This window comes from Algoriphagus vanfongensis DSM 17529 (assembly GCF_000429465.1).
GTDB classification, from domain to species: domain Bacteria; phylum Bacteroidota; class Bacteroidia; order Cytophagales; family Cyclobacteriaceae; genus Algoriphagus; species Algoriphagus vanfongensis.
On record NZ_AUBX01000014.1, the window covers coordinates 340,198 to 362,965 of the forward strand.

Annotated in this window: 17 protein-coding genes; 5 read left to right on the forward strand and 12 right to left on the reverse strand. The window is 44.2% G+C overall.

What is annotated here, in order from left to right:
• Positions 1 to 8: 8 nt before the first annotated feature.
• The 9 genes from G460_RS0112690 to G460_RS0112730 form a co-directional block, all read right to left on the reverse strand.
• Positions 9 to 3,278, reverse strand: a complete 3,270-nt coding sequence (locus G460_RS0112690) for a SusC/RagA family TonB-linked outer membrane protein (protein ID WP_026955708.1) — start codon at positions 3,276 to 3,278, stop codon at positions 9 to 11.
• 361 nt (positions 3,279 to 3,639) lie between these two features.
• Positions 3,640 to 5,523, reverse strand: a complete 1,884-nt coding sequence (locus tag G460_RS22675) for a pectinesterase family protein (protein ID WP_026955709.1) — start codon at positions 5,521 to 5,523, stop codon at positions 3,640 to 3,642.
• 90 nt (positions 5,524 to 5,613) lie between these two features.
• Positions 5,614 to 6,402 (reverse strand): rhamnogalacturonan acetylesterase, encoded by a 789-nt coding sequence (locus tag G460_RS0112700; protein ID WP_026955710.1) that lies wholly within the window; start codon positions 6,400 to 6,402, stop codon positions 5,614 to 5,616.
• 5 nt (positions 6,403 to 6,407) lie between these two features.
• Positions 6,408 to 7,154, reverse strand: a complete 747-nt coding sequence (locus G460_RS0112705; protein WP_026955711.1) for a rhamnogalacturonan acetylesterase — start codon at positions 7,152 to 7,154, stop codon at positions 6,408 to 6,410.
• Entirely contained in the window at positions 7,151 to 8,827 is a 1,677-nt protein-coding gene (locus G460_RS0112710) for a glycoside hydrolase family 28 protein (RefSeq protein ID WP_026955712.1), read from the reverse strand. Before G460_RS0112710 ends, G460_RS0112705 begins: the two co-directional genes overlap by 4 nt.
• A gap of 311 nt (positions 8,828 to 9,138) precedes the next feature.
• Positions 9,139 to 10,770: a glycoside hydrolase family 43 protein gene (locus G460_RS0112715; protein WP_026955713.1), complete on the reverse strand. Its 1,632-nt coding sequence runs from the start codon at positions 10,768 to 10,770 to the stop codon at positions 9,139 to 9,141.
• A 6-nt stretch (positions 10,771 to 10,776) separates the two neighbouring features.
• Positions 10,777 to 11,763: a pectinesterase family protein gene (locus G460_RS0112720; RefSeq protein WP_026955714.1), complete on the reverse strand. Its 987-nt coding sequence runs from the start codon at positions 11,761 to 11,763 to the stop codon at positions 10,777 to 10,779.
• Positions 11,760 to 12,980: a glycoside hydrolase family 88/105 protein gene (locus G460_RS0112725; protein WP_026955715.1), complete on the reverse strand. Its 1,221-nt coding sequence runs from the start codon at positions 12,978 to 12,980 to the stop codon at positions 11,760 to 11,762. The genes G460_RS0112720 and G460_RS0112725 overlap by 4 nt, the downstream gene beginning before the upstream one ends.
• Before the next feature lie 15 nt (positions 12,981 to 12,995).
• On the reverse strand, positions 12,996 to 14,240 hold the full coding sequence (locus G460_RS0112730) for a DUF4861 domain-containing protein (protein ID WP_026955716.1): 1,245 nt from the start codon (positions 14,238 to 14,240) through the stop codon (positions 12,996 to 12,998).
• Positions 14,241 to 14,509: 269 nt separating this feature from the next.
• Here G460_RS0112730 and kduI point away from each other — a divergent pair, with 269 nt between their 5' ends.
• From kduI to G460_RS0112755, 5 genes are read left to right on the forward strand one after another with little or no spacing between them, the layout of a single operon-like run.
• Positions 14,510 to 15,349 carry a 5-dehydro-4-deoxy-D-glucuronate isomerase gene (kduI, locus tag G460_RS0112735; protein WP_026955717.1) on the forward strand — a complete coding sequence of 280 codons (840 nt, stop codon included), beginning with the start codon at positions 14,510 to 14,512 and terminating at the stop codon, positions 15,347 to 15,349.
• A gap of 2 nt (positions 15,350 to 15,351) precedes the next feature.
• Positions 15,352 to 16,140 carry a gluconate 5-dehydrogenase gene (locus G460_RS0112740; RefSeq protein WP_026955718.1) on the forward strand — a complete coding sequence of 263 codons (789 nt, stop codon included), beginning with the start codon at positions 15,352 to 15,354 and terminating at the stop codon, positions 16,138 to 16,140.
• A gap of 28 nt (positions 16,141 to 16,168) precedes the next feature.
• Positions 16,169 to 17,185, forward strand: coding sequence for a LacI family DNA-binding transcriptional regulator (locus G460_RS0112745; RefSeq protein WP_035464403.1), 1,017 nt, complete (start codon positions 16,169 to 16,171; stop codon positions 17,183 to 17,185).
• Between the two features lie 7 nt (positions 17,186 to 17,192).
• Positions 17,193 to 18,617, forward strand: coding sequence for a glucuronate isomerase (gene uxaC, locus G460_RS0112750; protein WP_026955720.1), 1,425 nt, complete (start codon positions 17,193 to 17,195; stop codon positions 18,615 to 18,617).
• A 12-nt stretch (positions 18,618 to 18,629) separates the two neighbouring features.
• Positions 18,630 to 20,039 (forward strand): tagaturonate reductase, encoded by a 1,410-nt coding sequence (locus G460_RS0112755; RefSeq protein ID WP_026955721.1) that lies wholly within the window; start codon positions 18,630 to 18,632, stop codon positions 20,037 to 20,039.
• Here the strand turns inward: G460_RS0112755 and G460_RS0112760 are convergent.
• From G460_RS0112760 to G460_RS0112770, 3 genes are all read right to left on the reverse strand, one after another.
• Positions 20,025 to 20,795: a zinc-dependent peptidase gene (locus G460_RS0112760; RefSeq protein ID WP_026955722.1), complete on the reverse strand. Its 771-nt coding sequence runs from the start codon at positions 20,793 to 20,795 to the stop codon at positions 20,025 to 20,027. The two genes, G460_RS0112755 and G460_RS0112760, sit on opposite strands and share 15 nt — an antisense overlap.
• Before the next feature lie 51 nt (positions 20,796 to 20,846).
• Positions 20,847 to 22,412: a ribonuclease Y gene (gene rny / locus G460_RS0112765; protein WP_026955723.1), complete on the reverse strand. Its 1,566-nt coding sequence runs from the start codon at positions 22,410 to 22,412 to the stop codon at positions 20,847 to 20,849.
• A 71-nt stretch (positions 22,413 to 22,483) separates the two neighbouring features.
• On the reverse strand, positions 22,484 to 22,768 hold the full coding sequence (locus G460_RS0112770; protein WP_026955724.1) for a cell division protein ZapA: 285 nt from the start codon (positions 22,766 to 22,768) through the stop codon (positions 22,484 to 22,486).

The following is a 22,768-nucleotide window of genomic DNA, read 5'->3' on the forward strand; positions in this document are numbered from 1 at the left end:
ATTTATCCTTAGAATGTCACATTAAGTCCAACAGTATATGAGCGGGATCTCGGGAAGGAGGAATAATCCACCCCCGGAGTCAACGCTGCATAAGCACTGCTTCGAGTCGTACTTACTTCAGGATCATAGCCTGAGTAATCTGTCCAAATGGCCAGGTTGTTTCCCGTACCATAGATTCTCAACTGAGACAACCCAATTTTGGAAATCAGCTCTGTCGGGAAGGAGTAGCCTAAGGTCAGGACATTCAATCGGATAAAAGATCCATCCTCGATCGCCCAGTCTGACACCACCGCTCCTGCTATCCCGAAGCTGTTGTGAGACCACATGGTTTTACCTTCGTTCATCTCACCTAATTGTCCTAGGTCAGTGACTACCTCCCCTGGAGTACCGGTATAGCTACCATCCACATCGATATAGGTGAATCGATTATCGGAATGCATCGTAGTCAGCAAGTTGCCATAGGTCACTCTTCGGAATTGATTGTATTGGATTTTGCCAGTGTTGTACACTTGGTTTCCGAATTGATAATTGAAGAAAACAGAAGCGTCAAATCCTTTCCATCTCGCATTCAGGCCAAATCCACCCTGGTTTTTAGGGAGAGCATTCCCAATCACCTGACGGTCATCTGCATTGATTTCTCCATCTCCATTCAGGTCTTTTAGCTTCATATAGCCTGGACGGATATTCGTATTACCGACAGCAGCGCCGGAGTTTGGCACACCTTCTTTAAGCTCATATGTATCAGAGATGGCATTGTAAGATTGAAAATCATCCACTGAATAAAACCCATCGGACACATAGCCAAACATATCCCCAAGTTTGCCTCCTACACGGAGGTAAAAGTCATTGATATTGTTCAAATCTGTACTAGCCCAGTTGGACTGAAAAAAGCGCTCATCTGTCCCGTCCAGCTCCTCAATTTTGGATACGTTGATGCCTGTATTGAAATTCAGTGAAAGGGAGAAGTCTTGATTATCTACCAAATAGCCAGTGATACCGAGTTCTATCCCTTTGTTGGAGGTACTACCGATATTATCCCACTGAGTAGTAAATCCTGTATTGGCAGGAATTGCTGACTGCAAAAGCAGATCTCGCGTCGTATTGTAATAAGCATCAAAGCTACCGACGATTTTGGCCCTAAACATGGTGAAGTCCAAGCCGATATTTCGGTTGATGGTAGTCTCCCATACCAGATTAGGATTGTAAAGAACTGAACTGGATGGAGTGTAGTATGCATTGTCTACGTTGCCAAAACCTGGCCCTCTATTAGTCGATCCCTGAAACAAGAATTGTGTAGCCGTAGCATCGATTCTATCATTTCCAGTCTCACCGATACTTGCTCTCAGTTTCAACTCGTCAAATACGGAAGAGGTAGACATAAAACCTTCTTCTGAAATCTTCCATCCTACTGCCAAGGCCGGGAATACACCTACTCTATTTTCTTCAGAAAATCTAGAGGAAGCATCCGATCGGATCGTAGCGGTGATCAAATAGCGATCTTTAAACTGATAATTAGCTCTACCAAAAAGAGAGAAACGATTCACATCTGTATTCTGGGAGGTTTCGAAACGATCCACTCTGCCAAAGGTCATATTGGCAAAAAGCTCCTCAGGGGTGATAGAAAGTCTAAAATCTTCCGCACGGATCATTTGATAATCTCCTCCTGTCGAATATACCTCTTGCCCCACCAAGAAATCCAAGGCATGATTTTTACCCAACCCTTCTACTTTGTAAGTCAAGCTATTGAGCCATCTATATGAATCCGAATTTCTATTGGTCTTCACTCCTAGTGGCAAGCTTCCCCCATTGTTGAATGACTCACCGGTCAATGGCCCGTAGTAGCGCAACTCTTCTCTGAATGTCTGGGAAGTATTGAAAGTAGTCTTGAAATCCAACCCTTTGATGATATTCCAAGTTAGGCCCGCATTGAAGACATAGTCATTGTCTGTTCTTTTTCTCCAATCTTGCTCTGCCAGCTCCACAGGGCTCACCAGACTTAAAAGGAAAGACTGGAAGTCATCTTCAGAATTCACCTGAGTCAGATCGATGTCCAGCTCATCCGCAATACCATTGGTAGGTCTAGTTTGCACCGCATCTTTGATATTGATCTGGGCGCTTCCGGATGTACCTGCTCCGTCTACTACTGTTTTGGTGATTCTGGCTCCCGCTTCGAAAGTCAACTTATTTCCCAATTGCTGATTGAGCTTGAAGTTGATCACATTTCTTTGATAGCCGGAATTGAGCATTAAGCCCTCATCTGTATTATTGGTCAAGCTGAGCATGACTTTGGTCTTATCCGTACCTCCGGAAAGCGACAAGTTGTGATATTGAGACAGCTTTGGCTCGCCGAATAATTCATCTTGCCAGTCCGTTCCCGGTTTTTGCTTGTAAAGCTCCAGGTCATCATAGACTCCATAGAATTTTTCGAAGTTTCTCACATCCGCATCTGATCTGAGTTTGGCATATTCATAATTTGCCATCACATACTCATAAGGATCTAAGACGTCATAGCGTCTGTTTTTGGGAAGCGTTTTGTATTGGAAAAAGTTATTATATGAGACTGAAACTTTTCCTGCAGTAGGAGTCTTGGTGGTCACCACGATCACTCCATTGGAAGCCTGAGCTCCATAGATGGCGGTAGCTGCAGCATCTTTGAGTACTGAGATACTCTCGATATCACTCGGAGGAATATCACGGATACTACTGACGATAAATCCATCCACTACATAAAGCGGCGAATTATCCTGCGTAATGGATCCTCCTCCGCGCACTCGGATGACTACTTCTGCATCTGGAGAACCATCCGTGGTCAGGACATTGACACCGGGAAGTCGACCTGTAATCGCCTGAGCGGTGCTCGCTACGGGTATTTTTGCCAAATCTTTGCCAGACATGGACGCTACTGAACCTGTGAGATCGGTTCTTTTGACTGTACCATAGCCAAAATCCACAACCTCGACCGTCTCCAGCTGCCCAATATCCAGTTTCAATTCCACATCGATATTGGTTTTACCATCCACAGGAATCTCCTGTGTGATCATACCGATCATCGAAAACACCAATGTGCCACTGCCATCGGTAAGATTGATCGTGTAGGAGCCATCGATATCTGTCACAGTACCGATGGTGGTACCTTTGAGCAAGACGTAAGCACCGGGAAGCGCTTCGCCTTCTTCACTTGTCACCACTCCCGTCACTTTCTGTGCTTGGGCGTATCCCGATTGCACCGAAAAAGACACAAAGAGCAGTAATCCCAAAATGAGTTTGGTAAGATTCATTTCAAATTAGTTGGGTTATTGTTAAGAGATAGAATTAAGATTTTGCTTATAGAAAACACTATAACAGAGGCACTCTCCCTGGTCTAGGAAGTAGAAAAAAATACCGATACAGCATAGGAATATAAAGGCATTGTAAATTTTGGGTTGTTTGTTAATCGACTGCAATCAAAAAATATTTGAGCAATCGATTGCATTATAGGAATTTTAAAATTTAATGGAAAACGATTGACTAGAAAAATTTACAATTCAAAACAAAACCTTAATTTTTGAATCTATACACAATTATATTAGGCGTAATTAACTAATTAAAAGTAAAAAGCCCGTTTGAACGCTTAGATAAGGATTCCTAAAAACCTGTATTCTATAAAGTTTTATTTAAAAACTCAGCAATCAATTGCACAGTCTCCTCAAACCATACATCATACAGCCAAAACGGATGAGGGCTATCAGGAAAAGTCTTGATTTGGGTATACTGATTAGCCTTTTTCAATTCTTCTATCAACTCATCTCTACCAGCATGAAATCTCGGATATTGACTATTGATAAATAGCATAGGTTTTAATTGGGGATCTTCCACATAGAGTGGAGATGCTTCATCCCAAATCTCAGGTATTTGCTCATAATTTCCTCCCAGCCACTCAGAGGCCACCTGCCCTTCGGCAGATTCGGGATGGTGAAAAGCCAAAACCCCATCCATGTTTACAATAGCCTTCACTTCTGAGTTTTGGGACAAGGCTGTCCGTCCTTCATAAGTTGCCGTATGAGTCAGTCCTACCAGGCTGGCCAACTGTGCTCCGGCCGAACTTCCGGATATCGCTACTTTATCAGGATCTATGCGAAATTGATCCCGCTGACTTTTGACCCATCGGATCGCCTCCTTCACATCATGCACAGCAGCTGGATATTGAGCTTCCGGCGAGAGTCTATATTCTACTGTAATAGTCACAAAACCCATTTCAGCCAAAGCCACTGCCATCGGCTCCTGCAGTACTTTATCGCCAGACTTCCAACCCCCTCCATGAATCATCATCAAAGAGGTAAAATCCTTCCCTTCTTTTGGCACAAAGACATCAAGTTTTAGCTCCCGATTCCCGACTTTTTTATAAACCAGATCCCGATGTGCAATTACATTTTCACTTGGAAATGGATAAACAGGCTGAATATCAGGAAAACTCTTTCTATCCTTTTGCCAAGCACTTTCTAAGTTGAAAGAAGAGTCTTTTTCATAGCCATACCAGCGATCTCCAAATTCATTGCTTGGGCTATTGCCACCTTCAAAGATCTCGTAAAGCGTATAGTTATTCAGTTCTTTTTCTTCCAATACTTTGGCCCAAGCCACTCTTTCATCGGTAGATCCACCCGGACCAAAGCTCCCATACTCGGCGAATAGGACCGTATGCTCTGCATTTTCTCTCCCCCAGTTATGCCAGCCTTCTGGACGGATGTGAGAACCCATTTCAGTATTGATAAAAACCGTCTTGGCAAAATCCCTCCAGGGCCTCCCCAAATAGACTTCGCTCACTTCCGGTTCGGCTGTGAGCCTGCAATTTTGGAACACATAGCCATACTCAACCCAGGCCGGAGTAGAGGCGGCGGTGATATAGGAATTGGCTTTGGAGTGAATGGTGCAGTTTTGAAAAAGAGCCGTTGCGGAGCCAAAAATAAAATCAGTAGTACCTTCTATGTAGCAGTTTTTGTATAGCTGTCGGGAGTTTTCACCCGAGGCAAAAATGGTGTCTTGATTTCCTAAAAAGCGGCAATTCTCAAAAACAAGCCGATCACCTTCGGCATGCAAGGCAACTGCCTGTCCCACAGGACCAGCAGTATTTTCGAATGTAAGATCTCTGAAAGTCAATGAATTTCCCAAAACCTTGACCGTATAGGTTTCGAAAGTCCCCATATTGTCTTTGGCAGCAAAATCATCGTAAGTGATAATGGTTTTTTTAGCTCCCTCCCCCTGAAAAGTCACTCCGGTCAAAGTGCCGTCAATCAGGATCTTTTCTTTGTAAATCCCCACCTTGATAAATACTGTTATCGATTTGGGCAAATAAACCCGGATAGCTTTTACCGCTTCCGAAATGGTTCTGAAATGTCCCGATCCATCTTGTGCAACTACGAGATCATGCTCGATCTTCCCTTTTAGCTTTTCAGCATCCAGTGGTTTGATCTCTAATGGTGACACCTGTGAAAAAGAAGCCGTAACTGCTAAAACCAAAATCATCAGATTAAAAAATAAGATTTTCATAAAGCTGAACTTCATTTCACATGCGGTTACTTTTCAAACATCCCATTTCTTGGCTCTAAACTCTTGGTTCTTGGATCTTGGTTCTAGGAACTACTTCAATTCCTTCATCCCCTCCAACACTAATTTAGCCACAGCTTTAGCTCCTTCTGGCTGAAAGTGAGTATTGTCTTTACTGCCATCCGGATAATTCGGAAAAACTCCCGCTTCGAAATTCATAAAGTAATGCGAAGTCACATATTCTTGCCCTTTGGCCGTAAAATGATCCATGGAAAGCTGAGTCAAATCAATCATCATCGCATCCAGCTCTGTGGCTACCTCCACAGCCGCTTCATAGTATTCCCCATGCACGTTGCCCAGTTTTCCATCCTTCCATGGATAGTTTCTGTTCACTGGGGTTAGGACGATGGGAACCCCGCCTTTTTCTCTGGTTTGAGTCACAAAAAGCCGAATGTATTCCTTGTAACCTTCGGTAGTCACATAGCGCTCAGTCTTTTCTTTGGCGGCATCATTGTGACCAAACTGTATCAAAACCAGATCTCCTGGCTGCATCTCCCAATAGACCGCTGACCATCTTCCTTCTTCGAAAAAAGTTCTGGTACTCCGGCCACCTCTGGCTCTATCATCCACCAAAACTGAATCAGTATGGATCAAAGACTTAAGTTCAGCCAAAGAGCTAGAATCAAACAATTCCTGAAATACCTGCCCCCAACCCATAACCGGATAGCGCTTATTCATATAATCTTCTCCTTCATAAGTGGAGTAATCGGCTACGGTGGAATCTCCGATCAGATAGATCTTGGTAACTTTCTCAGGTGAGTAAAAAGCAGAGCATAGCACCACCAGTACAATTGCAACTAAAAAAAACCAATTGTTTTTCATGTGGATCAATGTTTCAAATACGCTACTAATTCAGGAAGCTCTCGCTTCAGTTCTTCCACTGCTAGATCAGCCACTTTGAAAGCACCTGTGGGACTGAGGTGGGTATTATCCTCCACTCCTTTTGGGAATCGTTCATAGTCTCCTGGCTTGTAGTGCAGAAATAGTTCTTTGGATTTTTCTACTCCAAATTGCTCCAATAAGTCAACCGTTTTGGAATGCAAGTCAAACAAAGGCACGTCCAATTCATCAGCCACTTCTCTCACCACCTCCGAGTACCTTCCATGTGTATCAGTCAGAACTCCATTTTCATCAAAACTCCTTCTGGAAATCGGCGTGGCCAAAACAGGGTTCGCCTTTTTTGATCTGACCTCTTCAACAAACCGTATCAAATTGTCCCTGTAAGTCGAATCGGCAAAAGCATAGCGATCTTCGGAATTGATCTTTTGATCATTGTGACCAAACTCGATGATTACATAGTCACCTGCTTTCAATCTTTCCATGACCACATCCCATCGTCCTTCAGCACGGAAGCTTTTCGTACTCCGACCATTCATGGCATGATTTTCAAACCGAATTCCTTCCTTGAAATAAAGCGGAAAAACCTGTCCCCAGCCTTTCTCTGGATTGCTTCCGGCATAGGGCTTATCAGCCATGGTAGAATCTCCCACCATGTAAAAAGCCACATCCTTTTCCTGATGAATACTCATCCACAGCCATAGAAAAAGAAAAATTGAACTCCCTAGAATTTTCATTTTTGATTGACTTTCACTTCTGACTCCAAGCTCTTATTGATGGATAATTGAGACTCATCCGCGAGTCCTTTTCCACTCAAATTGACATTCTTTGATCTTCCTAGCACTTTGACTGCCGGGCTTTCTCCCTTTTCAAAATCAAAATCTGAAACGGTAATATTTTGACTGTTGTAGATCGTCAAAGCAGCATCTTCATTGCCCAACACCTTCACGTTGATCAGTTCCAGTCCATCTGCATCGATCGCCGTGATTCCTTTCTTGGCTTCCAAAACGGCATTTTCCAATCGAATATTTTCCAGCTTCATCTCCGGCAAACCCATAAATAAAGCCGAAACTCCCGAACCCGTCACAGTGATATTTTTCATCCAGATATTTCTGAAAGCAGGCGTTTCTTCTGTCACCGGCAGGAGGTTTTCCTCAGGAGCTTCATCTGCATCAGACTGATCATCTTCCAGCACCGGACTATTGCCGGTATAAAACAAATTGAAGCCGATCGCCTCTGTCGGAATGTTGACCATATCGATGTCGGAGATCCAGATATTCTCGACTACTCCTCCTCGACCTCTCGTACTTTTGAATCTCAAACCGATGTCTGTTCCGATGAAAGTACAGGCACTCACATGGATATTTCTGACACCGCTGGACATCTCACTGCCCACCGTAAAACCACCATGTCCATGATAGACGACGTTGTTTTTGATCACTACATTTTCGGTAGGGATAGCCCGATCTCGACCGTCTTTGTCCTTGCCAGACTTGATACAGATCGCATCATCCCCCACATCAAAGACATTGTTGTAAATCAAGGCATTCTTGCAAGACTCCAAGTCCAGTCCATCCCCGTTTTGAGAATACCAAGGATTGCGAACATTTAGGTTTCTAATGATCAGGTCCTCAGACATCAGTGGATGAATATTCCAGGCCGGAGAATTTTGAAAAGTGGGCCCATCCAATAGAATCCGCTTGCTTTCCCGGATACTGACCATGACAGGACGAAGAAAATCTTTCATTTTCTCCAATTCTTGACGATCTGTGATATCAGGAACATTGAAACTGGAGCTGGAATTATGTCCAAGAAGATACGATTCTGACGGAAACCAATTGCTTCCTTCCACGATACCTCCTGAATTGACCTGCTTTTTCCACTGACTATCCGTCATTTTACTTTTTTTCACCGCTCTCCAAACTTCACCGCTTCCATCGATAGTTCCCTTTCCAGTGATGGCAATATTCTCCACCTGATAGGCATTGATGGGAGAAAGACAGCGAACCGTATTCAAGCCTTCGAAACTAATCTCTACCAGCGGATAATCTTCCTTATCCTTGCTAAAAATAATCAATGCTCCATCTTCTACATGAAGGTTTACATTACTTAGAAGAGTAATAGGACCAGTGTACCATACGCCGCGAGGCACGATCACTTTCCCTCCGCCCTGTGCATTCACCGCTTCAATGGCTTGCTTGAAAGCCTCGGTATTCTTAGTCAATCCATCTCCTATAGCACCATACTCCTTGATGCTTTTGGAAAAATCCGGAAAGGAAGTCTCCTTGACTTTCGGCATGTCAAATTCCACTCCCTGATACACTTGCTCCAAGGTCAACTGGGCAAAAGCCGGAACAGTCATGACGACCATCCAAAGAGCAAAAACCAATTTCAAATTGCGTAGTCTCATATTTCGGGTATTCTTTATTGTTGCTATTTATTTTATCTGATTATCCAGAATGAAGCAATTAGGTAAAGCTTATAACTGGATAGTGCTTGAAATCGTCCTCAGTCAACGGACCACAGTCCACAGCAGGTTCTATTGAACTTCAATCCCTTTTTTCTTTCTCGAATGATAAGAAATCGGATTTCCATAATGTTTTATCACCCCACCTCAACTTCTAACTTCCTAAGATCCCACTTCCCAACTTCTCACATCGTATCTCGTATTTCCAACTTCGCTCTTCGTAATTCTCACTTCGTACTTCGTATTTCGAAATCCTACTTCTCAAATCTAAACCAATCCACATCGGCAAATCCACTGTCATTGGTTTGAGTATCTCTCACTGCGAAAAGACCAACTTTGGCACCGATCCACTTACCCGGAACCGCAGTAAATTCCTGCTCAATCTCAGTAAATTTCTTTCCGTCAGTTGAATAAGAGAAGGTACAAATACCTCCTTTTTTCACCTGTACACGCAGCTGGATTTCATTTCCTTCCAGCTTGGCGATTGGACTTTTGCTCTCTGCCTTTCCATGCTCGGCATCTAGACAATCCACATAGTTGAGAACGAGTCCACTCTCGGTACTTTCCAGAGCCAAATAGGCATAACTCATCCCCATCACGATCAGCCCCACTTGTTCATTTTTCAGTTTGGCATTGGGAGTGAATTTCAGAGAAGTGGTAGTGACAAATTCCTCAGCCGGAAACTTCTGAAGCAATAAATTAGGAGCATCCCAGAGGTTTTTGGAGTTATCTGGAAGTTTGGCAGTGAAGAGTCTTAGTTTTCCTTGAGCAGGATTGGCAAAAGCCCAAGTAGCCTCAGGATTTGCCTGCCACTGCCATTGGAGTCCGATATCATTTCCGTCAAATTCATCCGAATCCAAAGGAGTAGCGACTTCTGTTGTAGCACTCACTTTTGGCTTTCTATAGCTCAAAACTGGCTGCCCGGTCCCGTCTCCATCTGGATCTTCCCCCATAGTTGGCCAGTCATTTTCCCAAGTCATCGGCTGCAAATGGGTGATACGCCCATAAGCTTCCACATCCTGAAAATGAACAAACCAATCTTCACCTAGGTCTGTATCTATCCAGGCACCTTGATGCGGACCATTGATAGGTGTTTCGCCTTGAGCCAAAGAGATGTGCTCCTCATAGGGCCCATATGGATTTTTGGAGCGTAAAATCAACTGCCATCCAGTAGAGACTCCACCAGCCGGCGCAAAAATATAATAGTACCCATTTCGCTTATAGAACTTCGTCCCTTCCACTGTCGGATGAGCCTCATGCCCATCAAACACCATTTTACCAGAGCCAATTGTCTTAGTTCCTTCCCAGTTCATCGGCTTGACCACCAAGACACTTTTGATTCCAGCCCGGCTGCCGGCGTAGGCATGAGAGAGATAGGCATTGCCATCCTCATCCCATAGCGGACAGGGATCTATCAGGCCTTTTCCAGCCTCTACCAAGACCGGCTCTTCCCAATTCCCTAATGGATCCTTGGTTTTGACCATGTAAATCCCAAAATCCGGATCCCCCCAGTAGATGTAGTATTCCCCCTCATGAAATCGGATGGCCGGAGCCCAAACTCCATTGCCATGCTGAGGCGTAGAAAAATGATCCAAAGGCACTTGTCTAGGCAAGGCATAATTGACCAAAGTCCAATTGACCAGGTCTTTGGAATGCAAAATCGGAAGTCCAGGAGATACATTGAAGCTGGAGGCTGTCATGTAAAAATCCTCTCCCACTCTGACCACATCCGGATCTGAATAATCAGCATGTAAGATGGGATTGATGTAGGTACCATCCCCCTGATCAGCGACCCAGACCTGGGAGACAGACTTATTTTGCTGCGCAAAACTCAATCCCACACTACTTAAAAAGATAAAAACACTTAGTACTATTCGAAAACTCACTTTTTATTATTTACTATGTTTTTGGATGATTTCTAAGGGATTCCAGTTGTCTTCTCCTCCCAATACTTTTTCCATGGTGAAACTCTCCGCTTCCTGCTCCGAAAGCTGATGAGACCAAGTCACTCGTTTGTCAGGATTAGCTCCTTGACCTGAAGACTCATATTCGGCATAAAAGCTCGTTTGCTCCGCATTCGGCTTATTCCAGTTGTGCCAGCCTTCAGGACGGATATGCTCCCCCATCTCTGTATGGATGAAAACCGTCTGGGCATGATCTCGCCATGGCCGGCCTAGATAAACGGAGTTTTCCGGAGAATCACCAGTCAGCTTACAGTTCCAAAAGACAAATCCAAATTCAGTTTCGGGATTTGTGGAAGCAGCCGTCACATAGCCACTCGGAGCTTTGGAGAAAATTTCACAGTTTTCAAAAAAAGCCGTGGACCAGCCGAAAATAAAGTCAACCGTCCCTTCGATGTAGCAGTCTTTGTAATATTGCCTACTGCGATCTCCGTGCGGATACAATGTGTCCTGACTTCCCAAAAATCTACAGTTCTCAAACACGACTTTGTCTCCATCTACTCGAACAGCAACTGCCTGTCCCACTGGACCTGAGGAGTTTTCAAAAGTGATATTTTTCGCAAAAAAACCATCCCCGAAAACAAAAAAACTAGATGATCCCGTCGTCCCCATTTCCTCTCCAAACTTGTTTTTCTTTTGGGCAAAATCATCAAAAGTCACCAAGGTGGTTTTGGGATTTTCTCCTATCAAAGACACATTGGTCTTGGAGGCAGACAGGACTAATTTTTCCTTATAAACTCCCGGTTTGAGGAGAATGATCGTTTCATTTTTTCGAAAATCAGGAACAGCATCAAATGCTTTCTGAATCGTCTCATAATCTCCAGAGCCATCAGCAGCCACCACAAAATCAGCGGTCTGAGCCCGAGCAATGAAAACGGCAAATACGCCAACCCATATCGTCAAAAAGACTTTTTTCATGGCAGATCCAATTGCTCGTATTGCAGGGAAGCAAGTATAAAAGGACCTACACCTTTTGGGTCATTCACTCGAATGACTTCCCCGATATAATATTCATAGGAGCCATCTCGATAGGGATTTCCTCCCAAGCCAGCTACTCCACAGATTTGTGTCAAGCTCAGACTTCCATCCACTTCCTCCTTGACAAATTCCTGGAGCATTCCCTCATAGGCTTTGACTCCATTTTCCTTGTCTTTTTCAGACAGATAGCCCTTTTGATAGCCTTTCAAGAGAAAATAAGTAAACATCGCTGAAGCAGATGCCTCCAGATAATTCCCTTCACGGGTTCCCTGATCCACCACCTGATACCAGACTCCCTCCGGACTTTGGTATCGAGCTATTCCATCTGCCAGCTTTTGAGCGATAGCGATGATAGCGGGGCGCTGAGGATGATTTTCTGGGAGAAAATCCAACACATCGACTAATGCCATGGAGTACCAACCGATACTTCTTCCCCAATAATTGGTAGAAAGCCCGGTCTCGGGATCAGCCCATTTTTGCTCCTTGCTCTCATCATAAGCATGGTGATAAAGTCCAGTCTCTTCGCTGTACCCATATTTATCCATAGTCAGGATCTGATTGGCTACATCGTCAAATAGTGCCGGCTCATCAAAAGTGGCCGCATATTGCGCCAAGAAAGGTGAGCCCATGTATAGCCCATCTAGCCACATCTGATGAGGATACACTTTCTTGTGCCAAAAACCACCTTCTGAATTTCGGGGATGCTCACGCATTTGATCCCGCAATTCTTCTATAGCTAATCGGTAATTTTCTTTTCCTGTTTTCTCGTATAGATTGATCAGGAATTTCCCTCCATTGACTCGGTCTATGTTGTAATCCGACTTTTTGTAGGTTAAAATATTTCCGGTCGAATCCACCATGAAGTCCGCAAAGCGCTCCGTGTAGTCAAAAAACTGAGAATCTCCGTAAGCTTTGGTCACAGCTTGCATCGAACTCATAATGAGGCCGTGGGTATATTCCCATTTGGGTTTTTCATTGAAATCGATCGTCCAACCTTCTGGATTTCGGGCTATTTCTGATTCAGCCATCCAGACCGATAGCTTTTTCTCAGGTACAATTTCCTCTTGAGTCTCGATTGACTTTTCTGTTGAACAGGATACAGACAATGCCATCAATCCGATCAACACTGCTTTAAATGTGATTGTGTTAGTTTTCATGATAAAAATCTAGGATCAATAGCTAAGCTGCAGCGGATGAGACAATTTTAAGATCTCCTGATCGAGATAGGCTTTGAATTCCTCCTGACTAGTGATACCGTCAAGTTCTTGCTCCCAAGCCGCCAAAATGTAATAACTCAGTTGCTTCTTTTCTCCTGACAACACCACCACGTGAGACAAGTCATCTTCCGTAATTTGCTCCACTTGCGCAGTTGGGTAGATGACGGCTATTCCGAGTTTGTCTTCAGCCAAACTTTGCTTGCCATAAGTAGCGAGGTAGCCATAGGCCAAATCAGCCCCACTTTTGATCAATTCTGCCTTGGCATCTTTGATCAGACCGGTAGCAAAATTGGCAATGGCGGCAGAAGAGGTCAGATCGATCCTCGAGAGCCTAGTTCCAGCATGAATGGAAATCTCAGACTGAATATCCGTTTTGCCACCAGGCAGATTCCATCCGTAGTATTGCGTCAAAATAGAAGAGTAAATCGAGCCATTATTGGTGATTTCGGCATAGAGACTATCCGTCTCATCCACTCTTCGTGCTTTTCCATTTTCCCAAGTAGCGATACTACCCAGTCCTAAAGTTTCCCCAACTTTCAGAACATCCATGCCCCAGTCAGCGGGCTCATGATAGGAATCAAATCCATCTTGCCCTACCCCTTGCAAAACTGGGGTATGCACTTTTTTCCCAAAAACATCGATTCCATTTCTCCAGTCCAGGTAAAATCTATACCCTACCAGATCAGACTCCCAGCCTGGACCTTCGTATCGGATAAACCACGAATGATCCGTATGCTCAGCTGGAACTTGGAGAGATTGTACATTTTCGAAATGACCTCCTATGTATTCCCTGTTCTCGAAATATCCCCCAAACTTATGGGACAATTCCGCTTGGGTTCTTTTAGGAAATGATTGAAAAGATTGCTGATTGCTGACAACGAACTCCAGATTTTGATTTGCGTCAATTTGAGGAAGCAGAATCAAAAGACCTTGATCAGGCCCAGCTTCATTCCATTGACTTGGGAGTTCTTGACCGGCCAAAGTCACAGTGAAAGCATGAGACTCGGCCCCAAACTTCTGACTGACAATACTTTTAGGAAGCAGCAACACCTCATCAGTTCTGGAAAATTCCAGAGGATTACTTACTTTTAACGACCAAGTTATAGGCTCGCTCTGGGCAATCAGGTCAGATTTTGAAAAAAAACAGAGCAAGTTGAGCACTACCAACAGACCTGCCTTAGGATTGTTTTTTGTTTTCATGGGTTCATTGTTTTGATAAATCACACTCACCAAATCAAAAATAAGAATGAGAGATCGAGGGCAATTTGAACAACCGTTTGCACAAAAAAAAATTTTCTAGAATAAAATTACAAATCACGCCTAAAAACCTTATCAAATAGCGATAAATAGAAGTATGATAAAATATTATCTTTCATTTTTGGAATAAATAAAACAATCACACTGTCTTATTTTTGCTTATTTCCATAAAAAATATTTTATATTGCGCAACCGATTACACGAAACTTGACATGACCCTGAACTTACAGACACGGTATTCCGTCCACCCTAACGATTTCAAAAAATACGACACCTCCGAGATCCGCGATCATTTCCTGATCGAGGATTTATTTGTTTCCAACCAGATCACGGGAGTTTACACACTCGAAGATAGGCTGATCGTCGGAGGGATCCACCCCGTTTCCGAGCCACTCCAGCTGGAGACAGCGGATCAACTCAAGGCGGAGTACTTTTTGGAAAGAAGAGAACTAGGAATCATCAATGTAGGCGACACATGCACAGTAAGCGCGGATGGTGAGACATACGAATTGCAGCACAAGGAAGCTCTCTATATCGGCAGAGGTGTCAAAGAGGTGACCTTTCACCCAAGTAAATCCGGCAAAGCCTATCTTTACTTTAATTCTGCGCCGGCCCATACCAGCTATCCGACCAAGAAAGTGACACAGGAAAATGCTGAAGTGGTCACTTTAGGATCCCTAGAAAACTCCAATCACCGCACGATATACAAGCTTCTGGTCAACTCGGTAGTAGAAACTTGCCAACTACAAATGGGCATGACTCTATTAAAGACAGGATCTGTCTGGAACACGATGCCCAGTCACACCCATGACAGAAGAATGGAAGCTTATTTCTATTTTGACATCGAAGAAAGTAATCCAGTAGCCCACTTCATGGGACAACCCGATCAAACCAGGGTAGTCTGGATGAAGAAGCATCAGGCGATCATTTCGCCACCTTGGTCAATTCATAGCGGAGCCGGGACATCCAATTACACCTTTATCTGGGGGATGGCTGGAGAAAATCTGGACTACGGAGACATGGATGGTGTATCACCATCAGAAATGAGATAAGCATGAAACCAAACTTTGATCTATCAGGAAAAGTGGCCTTGGTCACCGGGGCCACACATGGTCTGGGTATGGCTATGGCCAAAGCTCTCGCCAGTCAAGGCGCTATCTTAGCCATCAATGGACACACTCCCTCCAAAATGGAGAAAGCTGTCGAAGAATACCAGAAGGCAGGGATCATCGCACATCCATACCTCTTCAATGTCACTGACAAAATCGCAGTCGATCAGGCAATCTCAAAAATCGAGACTGAACTTGGCCCGATTGCTATTTTGGTCAATAATGCCGGAATGATCCAAAGAACGCCAGCTTTGGAGATGAATCCGGATGACTTCAGAAATATCGTCGACATTGATTTGGTATCGCCGTTTATCGTCGCACAGCGGGTCGCGAAGACAATGGTCCGCCTGCAACAAGGCGGAAAAATCATCAACATTTGCTCAATGATGAGCGAGTTGGGACGAAATACTGTCAGCGCATACGCAGCAGCCAAAGGTGGACTTAAGATGCTCACCAGAAACTTGGCTACTGAATGGGCTAAGTACAATATTCAGGTCAATGGTATTGGTCCCGGATATTTCGCTACAGACCAGACAGCCCCGATACGGGTAGATGGCCATCCTTTCAATGAGTTTATCATCAACCGGACCCCGGCCGCCAGATGGGGAAATCCGGAAGACCTAGGAGGGGCCGTCGTATTTTTGGCCAGTGAAGCCAGTGATTTTGTCAACGGGCAAATCCTCTATGTGGATGGAGGAATTCTCGCAACAATAGGAAAACCGGCAGGAGAATAAACCTGCAATTAATAGACCCAATCTGTCCATGAAAAATGAAAAGTCCACCATCCATGATATTGCTGCCAAGCTCAATATCACGGCCAGTACCGTATCCCGGGCCCTCAATAACCATCCCAGGATATCGGACGAAACCAAAAGAAAAGTATTAAAGGTAGCCAAGCAAATCAACTACCAACCCAACCATATCGCTTCTGCTCTCAGAAGTGGAAAAAGCCGCCTCATCGGGGTTTTGGTTCCGACAGCCAACAGAAGCTTTTTCTCCTCGGTCATCCGGGGTATTGAAGATTTGGCAAATTCATTCAATTATCAGATCATCATTTCCCAGTCTTATGATGAATTTGAAAGAGAAGTCAACAACGTCGAAGCTTTTCTCAATGCACGGGTAGATGGCATCATTGCCTCCATCGGCAAGACCACGGAAAATTTTGACCACTTTCAAAAAGTACTGCAAAAAGGAATCCCCTTGGTGCTGTTTGATAGGATTTCGAATGAATTAGATGTGAGCCAAGTAGTCTTGGATGATCATCTAGGAGCCTACCTTTCTGTAGACCACCTGATCAAAAATGGCTGCAAAAAAATCGTGCTTTTCACGAGCTCTCAGCGAATCAATATTTACAAAGAAAGAAAGAGAGGCTACGAAGACGCACTGGCTGACCATCAGCTAGACATCGACCCAGACCTGATATTCTATAGCAATATGCAACTGGAAGACGGGAGAAGAATCGCCACTGAACTACTGGAAAAAGGTGTGGAATTTGACGGCATCTTCTCCGCCTCAGACTATGCCATCATGGGTGCGATGCAAGTCCTCAAAGAAAATGGCATCCAAATCCCCCAGCAGGTAAAATTGGCTGGGTTTGGTAATGAACCTTTCACTTCATTCACTGAGCCGGCTATCACGACTGTTGATCAGAAAAGTATTCCTATGGGAAAAATCACAGCCGAGACTTTCTTTGACCTATTGAATAAAGAGACCAGTAGCGAACTGGCCAAAAAAACCATACTCAAACCAGAACTGATCATTCGAGGATCTTCCAACTAATTCGGACATGATTTTAGACACGCTCCAGACCACTGACTTCATGACAGAGGACTTCCTAATTCGGTCGGATTTTGCCAAAACACTCTATCATGACTACGCCAAAGGTCAACCTATAATCGATTATCATTGCCATCTTTCCCCAAAAGATATTGCAGAAAATCGCCAGTTTGAAGACCTGACGGCAGCATGGCTAGAAGGCGATCACTACAAGTGGCGGGCTATGCGTACGCTTGGAATTTCTGAAAAATTCATCACGGGCAACAAGTCCTCTGATGAGAAATTTCAAAAATGGGCCGGTACAGTGCCTTATACCATGAGAAACCCTCTGTATCACTGGACTCATCTGGAGCTCAAGCGATATTTTGGCATCCATGAGCTTCTGGACGATCAGTCAGGCAAAGCCATCTACAAAAACGCAAGTGAACAATTGCAAAGCCCTGAGTTTTCGACCCAAGGTCTTTTGGGAAAAATGAATGTAGAGATCGTCTGTACCACAGATGACCCTACGGACTCACTGGAGCATCATCGGGCACTAGCCAAATCAGATGCTTCTCTCAGCATGTACCCGGCTTTCCGCCCGGACAAAGCCTATGCAGTAGAAAATCCTCAAACCTATGTAGCCTATCTTCAAAAGCTGGGTGCGACCTCGGATATTTTCATCAATTCTTACGAAAACCTTCTTGCCGCACTCAGCAATAGAATAGATTTCTTTCACAAGATGGGCGGAAGACTATCTGACCATGGCCTGGAAAAGCTCTATTTCTTTAATAATGAAAAGTATTCCATCGATGGTCTATTCCAGAGTGTTTTAGCTGGCAAGACACTTTCTCAAGAAGAAATTGAGTTTTTCAAATTCAAAACCCTTCAAGCCTTGGCAAAAATGTATCATGCCAAAGGATGGACCCAGCAATATCATTTGGGAGCATTGCGAAATACCAACTCACGTATGATGCGGATTTTGGGACCAGACACAGGATTTGATTCCATCGGTGATTTTGACCAGGCTTCTAATCTGGCCGCTTTTCTCAATTCACTCGACGAAAGCGACCAGCTGGCAAAAACTATCCTTTACAATCTCAATCCTCGGGACAACGAAGTCTTTGCGACCATGACGGGCAATTTCAACGATGGATCCGTTAAAGGAAAAATCCAATTTGGCTCCGGCTGGTGGTTTTTGGATCAAAAAGACGGAATGGAAAAGCAGATCAATGCCCTTTCTAATATGGGCATGCTCAGTTGCTTTGTAGGGATGTTGACCGACTCGAGAAGCTTCCTTTCATTTCCTCGACATGAATATTTCCGCAGGACACTCTGCAATCTCATCGGACAGGACGTCGCCAATGGAGAACTCCCTGCTGATGAAAAATGGCTCGGTAAAATCGTCTCAGACATCTGTTATTCCAACTCAAAAGAGTTTTTTCAGTTTCCTTAAATTTCTCTCGCTATGAAATCCCTAACAAAGCCCGAAATAAACGCCAGTACCCATCCAGTGAAAATCCTTCAATTTGGTGAAGGAAACTTCCTGCGTGGATTTGTAGACTACATGGTCGATGTAGCCAACGAAAAAATAGATTTCAACTCCAATGTGCAGCTCGTCCAGCCGATACCTCAGGGGCTAAAAAATCTCTTGGACAAGCAAGACAGTCTCTACCATGTATTGCTTCAGGGCTTAAAAAATGGAAAATCTTACGAGGAAACCAGACTGATCACCTGTTTGGAAGGAATCAACAATCCATACGATTCCTATGAGGACTACTTGGCATTGGGAGAAAATCCTGAGCTCCGCTTTATTATCTCCAATACCACTGAAGCAGGAATTCAATTTGATCCGGAAGACAAAAACCCCGGAATCCTGCCCAAAACATTTCCTGGAAAGCTGAGCGCACTCTTGTATCATCGCTTTGTCCATTTCGAAGGAGACCCTAGCAAAGGATTGATTCTAATCCCCTGTGAACTGATCGACAAAAACGGAGAAAATCTCAAAAAGTGCATCTTGAATTACGCTTCCCTCTGGGAGCTTCCAACTCATTTTTCAGAATGGATTGAGCAGCATTGTATATTCTGCAATACACTGGTCGACCGCATCGTACCTGGATTTCCTCGTGACACCATAGCAGAAATTCAGAAAAACTTGGGCTACGAGGACAATCTTGTCGTGATGGCTGAGCCATTTCATCTTTGGGTCATCGAAGGGCCAGCAGAAGTTGAGAAAGAATTCCCTCTGCATAAAGCTGGCTTGGATGTCAAGTTTGTGACCAACCAAACTCCTTATCGTACCCGAAAAGTACGAATTCTGAATGGCGCGCACACTTCCTTAGTTCCTTACGCATATCTTCAAGGACTGCGTACAGTTAGAGAATCTGTTGAGCATCCGGAAGTCGGCGCATGGCTTCGTGAATTGATTTTCGAAGAGATCGTCCCTACCCTAGACATGGATCAGACGGAATTGAAAGCTTTCGCAGATGCCGTTTTAGAACGATTTGCCAATCCATTCATCGTCCATGAATTGAAATCCATCGCACTCAATAGCATTTCCAAATTCAAAGTTCGCGTGCTACCAAGTTTGCTGGCATACCATGAGCAAAAGAATAAATGGCCAGAAAAATTGATTACGGCATTTGCCGCAACGATATTGTTTTACAAAGGAAAAGTAGCAGGGGAAGCAATGCCTCTGAATGATGACCAGGAGATCTTGGAGTTTTTTGCCCAGGCATGGAATGACCGCGAGAATCTCGTCACTACAGTGCTGCAAAACACCAGCCTTTGGGGACAAGACCTCAGCCAGCAAAAAGGCCTAGCGTCTGTTTTGGAACAAGCTCTCCTCCAACTCGAAGGTGTTTTAAGTCCTTCCTGAGCCAAGCGTAATCGGATCTTGACGAAGTAGCTGTACCATAATCTGGTATAGCTCCTCTTTTTTAGCTTTGAACTCCACTGGCCTTTCAAAAAAATTCTCGATTACCACTGCGAAAAACTCGTCAGCATCCACAGCTCCTCTTTCCCGAAAAAAATCATCTCTACCACTTCGAATCAGTTCTTTTTCTCGCAGGGAATGAGTCATAAAGTCACTCCATACGCTGGGATGAAAAAAATTGCTTTCTCTATTGTATTGAATTCTATTTTCCAACTTGAGAGCATGTGCAATCTCATGAATGCCGAGATTCACTCCATCTCGATGATCAGCCATCCCCTCCACAAAACATGGCCAGGACAACACTATAATCCCAAATCGGGGATTGACTTCACCCCGATGATATGATTTAGAAATCGTAGAATAATAGGTATCTGGGTAGATCAGTATTTTTTTAAAATGACTCAAAAACACCTTCCAAAACCCAAAGGTCACCTGGACAATCGTCGCTCCAATGAGCACTTTCATTTCAGTACTGACTTGCTTCAACCCGCCCCTTGAGATAAATTTCTTACGGGTAAGTACCATCTCAAGCTTTCTCCTGAATTCTCCTTGATGTCTCGGATTGAGATTGGAATAGTAGGGAAAGTGCCTTTCTAAAAGCTGCAGATCCGCAGCAGTCAAGCGATAATGAAACACCAGATCATAGACACCTCTCAAGGCATCTCCAAACAGCTGTAAATAGTGTGGACCAAAAAACATAAAAAAGGGCAAACAGAATTTTCTGCTTGCCCTAAAATAAAGTGTTAATTCTTATCTGGCATAATTCACAGCTCTCATTTCTCTGATTACTGTGATTTTAATTTGACCTGGATATTGCATTTCTTTCTCGATCTTCTGAGAGATATCAAATGAAAGCTGACTTGCGGTCTGATCATTGACATTCTCAGCATCTACCAAGACCCGAAGCTCTCTACCAGCCTGCATCGCAAAGCATTTGTTGACACCATCAAAACTCAACGCCAACTCTTCCAATTCCTTCAGACGCTTGATATAGCTATCCATGATCTCACGTCTGGCACCTGGTCTGGATCCTGAGATCGCATCAGAAGCCTGGACAATCGGCGATATCATAGAAGTCATTTCGATCTCATCGTGGTGAGCTCCGATTGCATTGCATACCTCCGGATTCTCTTTGTAGCGCTTAGCCAGCTCCATCCCCAAGATAGCGTGAGGCAATTCCTGTTCTTCTGGCCATACCTTCCCGATATCATGAAGCAAACCTGCTCGTTTCGCCAACTTCGCATTTAGACCCATTTCAGCAGCCATGGTAGCCGATAGCTTAGCCACTTCTCTGGAGTGCTGAAGGAGATTCTGTCCATAGGAGGATCGGAATCTCATTCTTCCGACCATTTTGATCAGCTCAGGATGCAATCCGTGAACTCCCAAATCGATACAAGTTCTCTCTCCTATCTCGACGATTTCCTCTTCGATATTCTTCTCCGTCTTGGCCACTACCTCTTCGATACGTGCCGGGTGTATTCTTCCATCCTGAACCAATCGATGCAGGGACAATCTGGCAATCTCTCTTCTTACAGGATCAAATCCTGAAATGATAATAGCTTCTGGAGTATCATCCACGACGATCTCTACACCTGTAGCTGCTTCCAAAGCACGGATATTCCGCCCTTCACGACCGATGATCTTCCCTTTGATATCATCACTGTCAATATTGAAAATCGACACACAGTTTTCCACTGCATGCTCAGTTGCAGTACGCTGAATCGTGTCCAATACGATCTTTTTAGCCTGCTTGGTAGCTGATAGTTTGGCTTCGTCCAGGATATCTTTGATCTGGGAAGAGGCTTTGGTCTGCGCTTCTTCTGTGAGCATGCTGATCAACTGATCTCTTGCTTCCTCTCTGGTCAGAGCGGCGATTTTTTCCAAATCGGCAATTCGCTGATTCGTAATCTTGTCTAGCTCATCCTTTTTGACCTGCACAGAATGCAGCTGCGCATTGAGGTTTTCTTTTTTGGAATCGAGCTCAGCCTCTTTTCTTTTGACCTGCTCCAATTCTTTGGCTACTTGCTGCTCACGTTGCTTGACTTTGTTCTCATTGGTGATGATGATGTTCTTTTTATGAGACATCTCTTCATCAAAGTCAGATTTGATCTTCAGGTATTTTTCTTTGGCCTCTAGGATTTTGTCTTTTTTCAGAGACTCTGCAGATATCTCTGCCTCACGCAATAGGGACTTGGCTTTTTCTCTAGCCTCATCTTCTAGTTGCTTATGTTTATTTTTGATAAAAACGCCCGCAAGCGCCGCTCCTGCCCCTAAGCCAACCAGGCCCGCCAGGACAATATATAGTATGTCTCCCATAGGTTTTTTTGGATATATAATTCACCTGCGGGAATTCTAAAAAGCTCGGAAAATCAGCGAGGATTCAATTTTTATACAACTTTGGAAAGTAGGGAGTTGATATGAGCTAAACTACTACGGAAATGCTCAGAGTCCTCAGCGGATACTTCATTGGTCTCCAGGGACTCGACCATGCAGTCAAATGCAACCATCGCCAAAAGGTCCTGATTATCATCCAAACCAAACTCTGTCTTGTACTTTCTCAACTTCTCATTGATCAACTTGCCCGCATGGCGGATTTTGGCTTCATCCTCCGTCTTGACTCGCATGGGATATTCTCTATCTCCTATTTTGACTCGTATGGCAAGTGTCTCCAT

Excerpts from the sequence above, each read along its gene's own strand:
- G460_RS0112690 (WP_026955708.1), bottom strand. The coding sequence starts at position 3,278 with ATGAATCTTACCAAACTCATTTTGGGATTACTGCTCTTTGTGTCTTTT.
- G460_RS22675 (WP_026955709.1), bottom strand. The coding sequence starts at position 5,523 with ATGAAAATCTTATTTTTTAATCTGATGATTTTGGTTTTAGCAGTTACG.
- G460_RS0112700 (WP_026955710.1), bottom strand. The coding sequence starts at position 6,402 with ATGAAAAACAATTGGTTTTTTTTAGTTGCAATTGTACTGGTGGTGCTA.
- G460_RS0112705 (WP_026955711.1), bottom strand. The coding sequence starts at position 7,154 with ATGAAAATTCTAGGGAGTTCAATTTTTCTTTTTCTATGGCTGTGGATG.
- G460_RS0112710 (WP_026955712.1), bottom strand. The coding sequence starts at position 8,827 with ATGAGACTACGCAATTTGAAATTGGTTTTTGCTCTTTGGATGGTCGTC.
- G460_RS0112720 (WP_026955714.1), bottom strand. The coding sequence starts at position 11,763 with ATGAAAAAAGTCTTTTTGACGATATGGGTTGGCGTATTTGCCGTTTTC.
- G460_RS0112725 (WP_026955715.1), bottom strand. The coding sequence starts at position 12,980 with ATGAAAACTAACACAATCACATTTAAAGCAGTGTTGATCGGATTGATG.
- G460_RS0112730 (WP_026955716.1), bottom strand. The coding sequence starts at position 14,240 with ATGAAAACAAAAAACAATCCTAAGGCAGGTCTGTTGGTAGTGCTCAAC.
- kduI (WP_026955717.1), top strand. The coding sequence starts at position 14,510 with ATGACCCTGAACTTACAGACACGGTATTCCGTCCACCCTAACGATTTC.
- G460_RS0112740 (WP_026955718.1), top strand. The coding sequence starts at position 15,352 with ATGAAACCAAACTTTGATCTATCAGGAAAAGTGGCCTTGGTCACCGGG.
- G460_RS0112745 (WP_035464403.1), top strand. The coding sequence starts at position 16,169 with ATGAAAAATGAAAAGTCCACCATCCATGATATTGCTGCCAAGCTCAAT.
- uxaC (WP_026955720.1), top strand. The coding sequence starts at position 17,193 with ATGATTTTAGACACGCTCCAGACCACTGACTTCATGACAGAGGACTTC.
- G460_RS0112755 (WP_026955721.1), top strand. The coding sequence starts at position 18,630 with ATGAAATCCCTAACAAAGCCCGAAATAAACGCCAGTACCCATCCAGTG.
- G460_RS0112760 (WP_026955722.1), bottom strand. The coding sequence starts at position 20,795 with ATGTTTTTTGGTCCACACTATTTACAGCTGTTTGGAGATGCCTTGAGA.
- rny (WP_026955723.1), bottom strand. The coding sequence starts at position 22,412 with ATGGGAGACATACTATATATTGTCCTGGCGGGCCTGGTTGGCTTAGGG.
- G460_RS0112770 (WP_026955724.1), bottom strand. The coding sequence starts at position 22,768 with ATGGAGACACTTGCCATACGAGTCAAAATAGGAGATAGAGAATATCCC.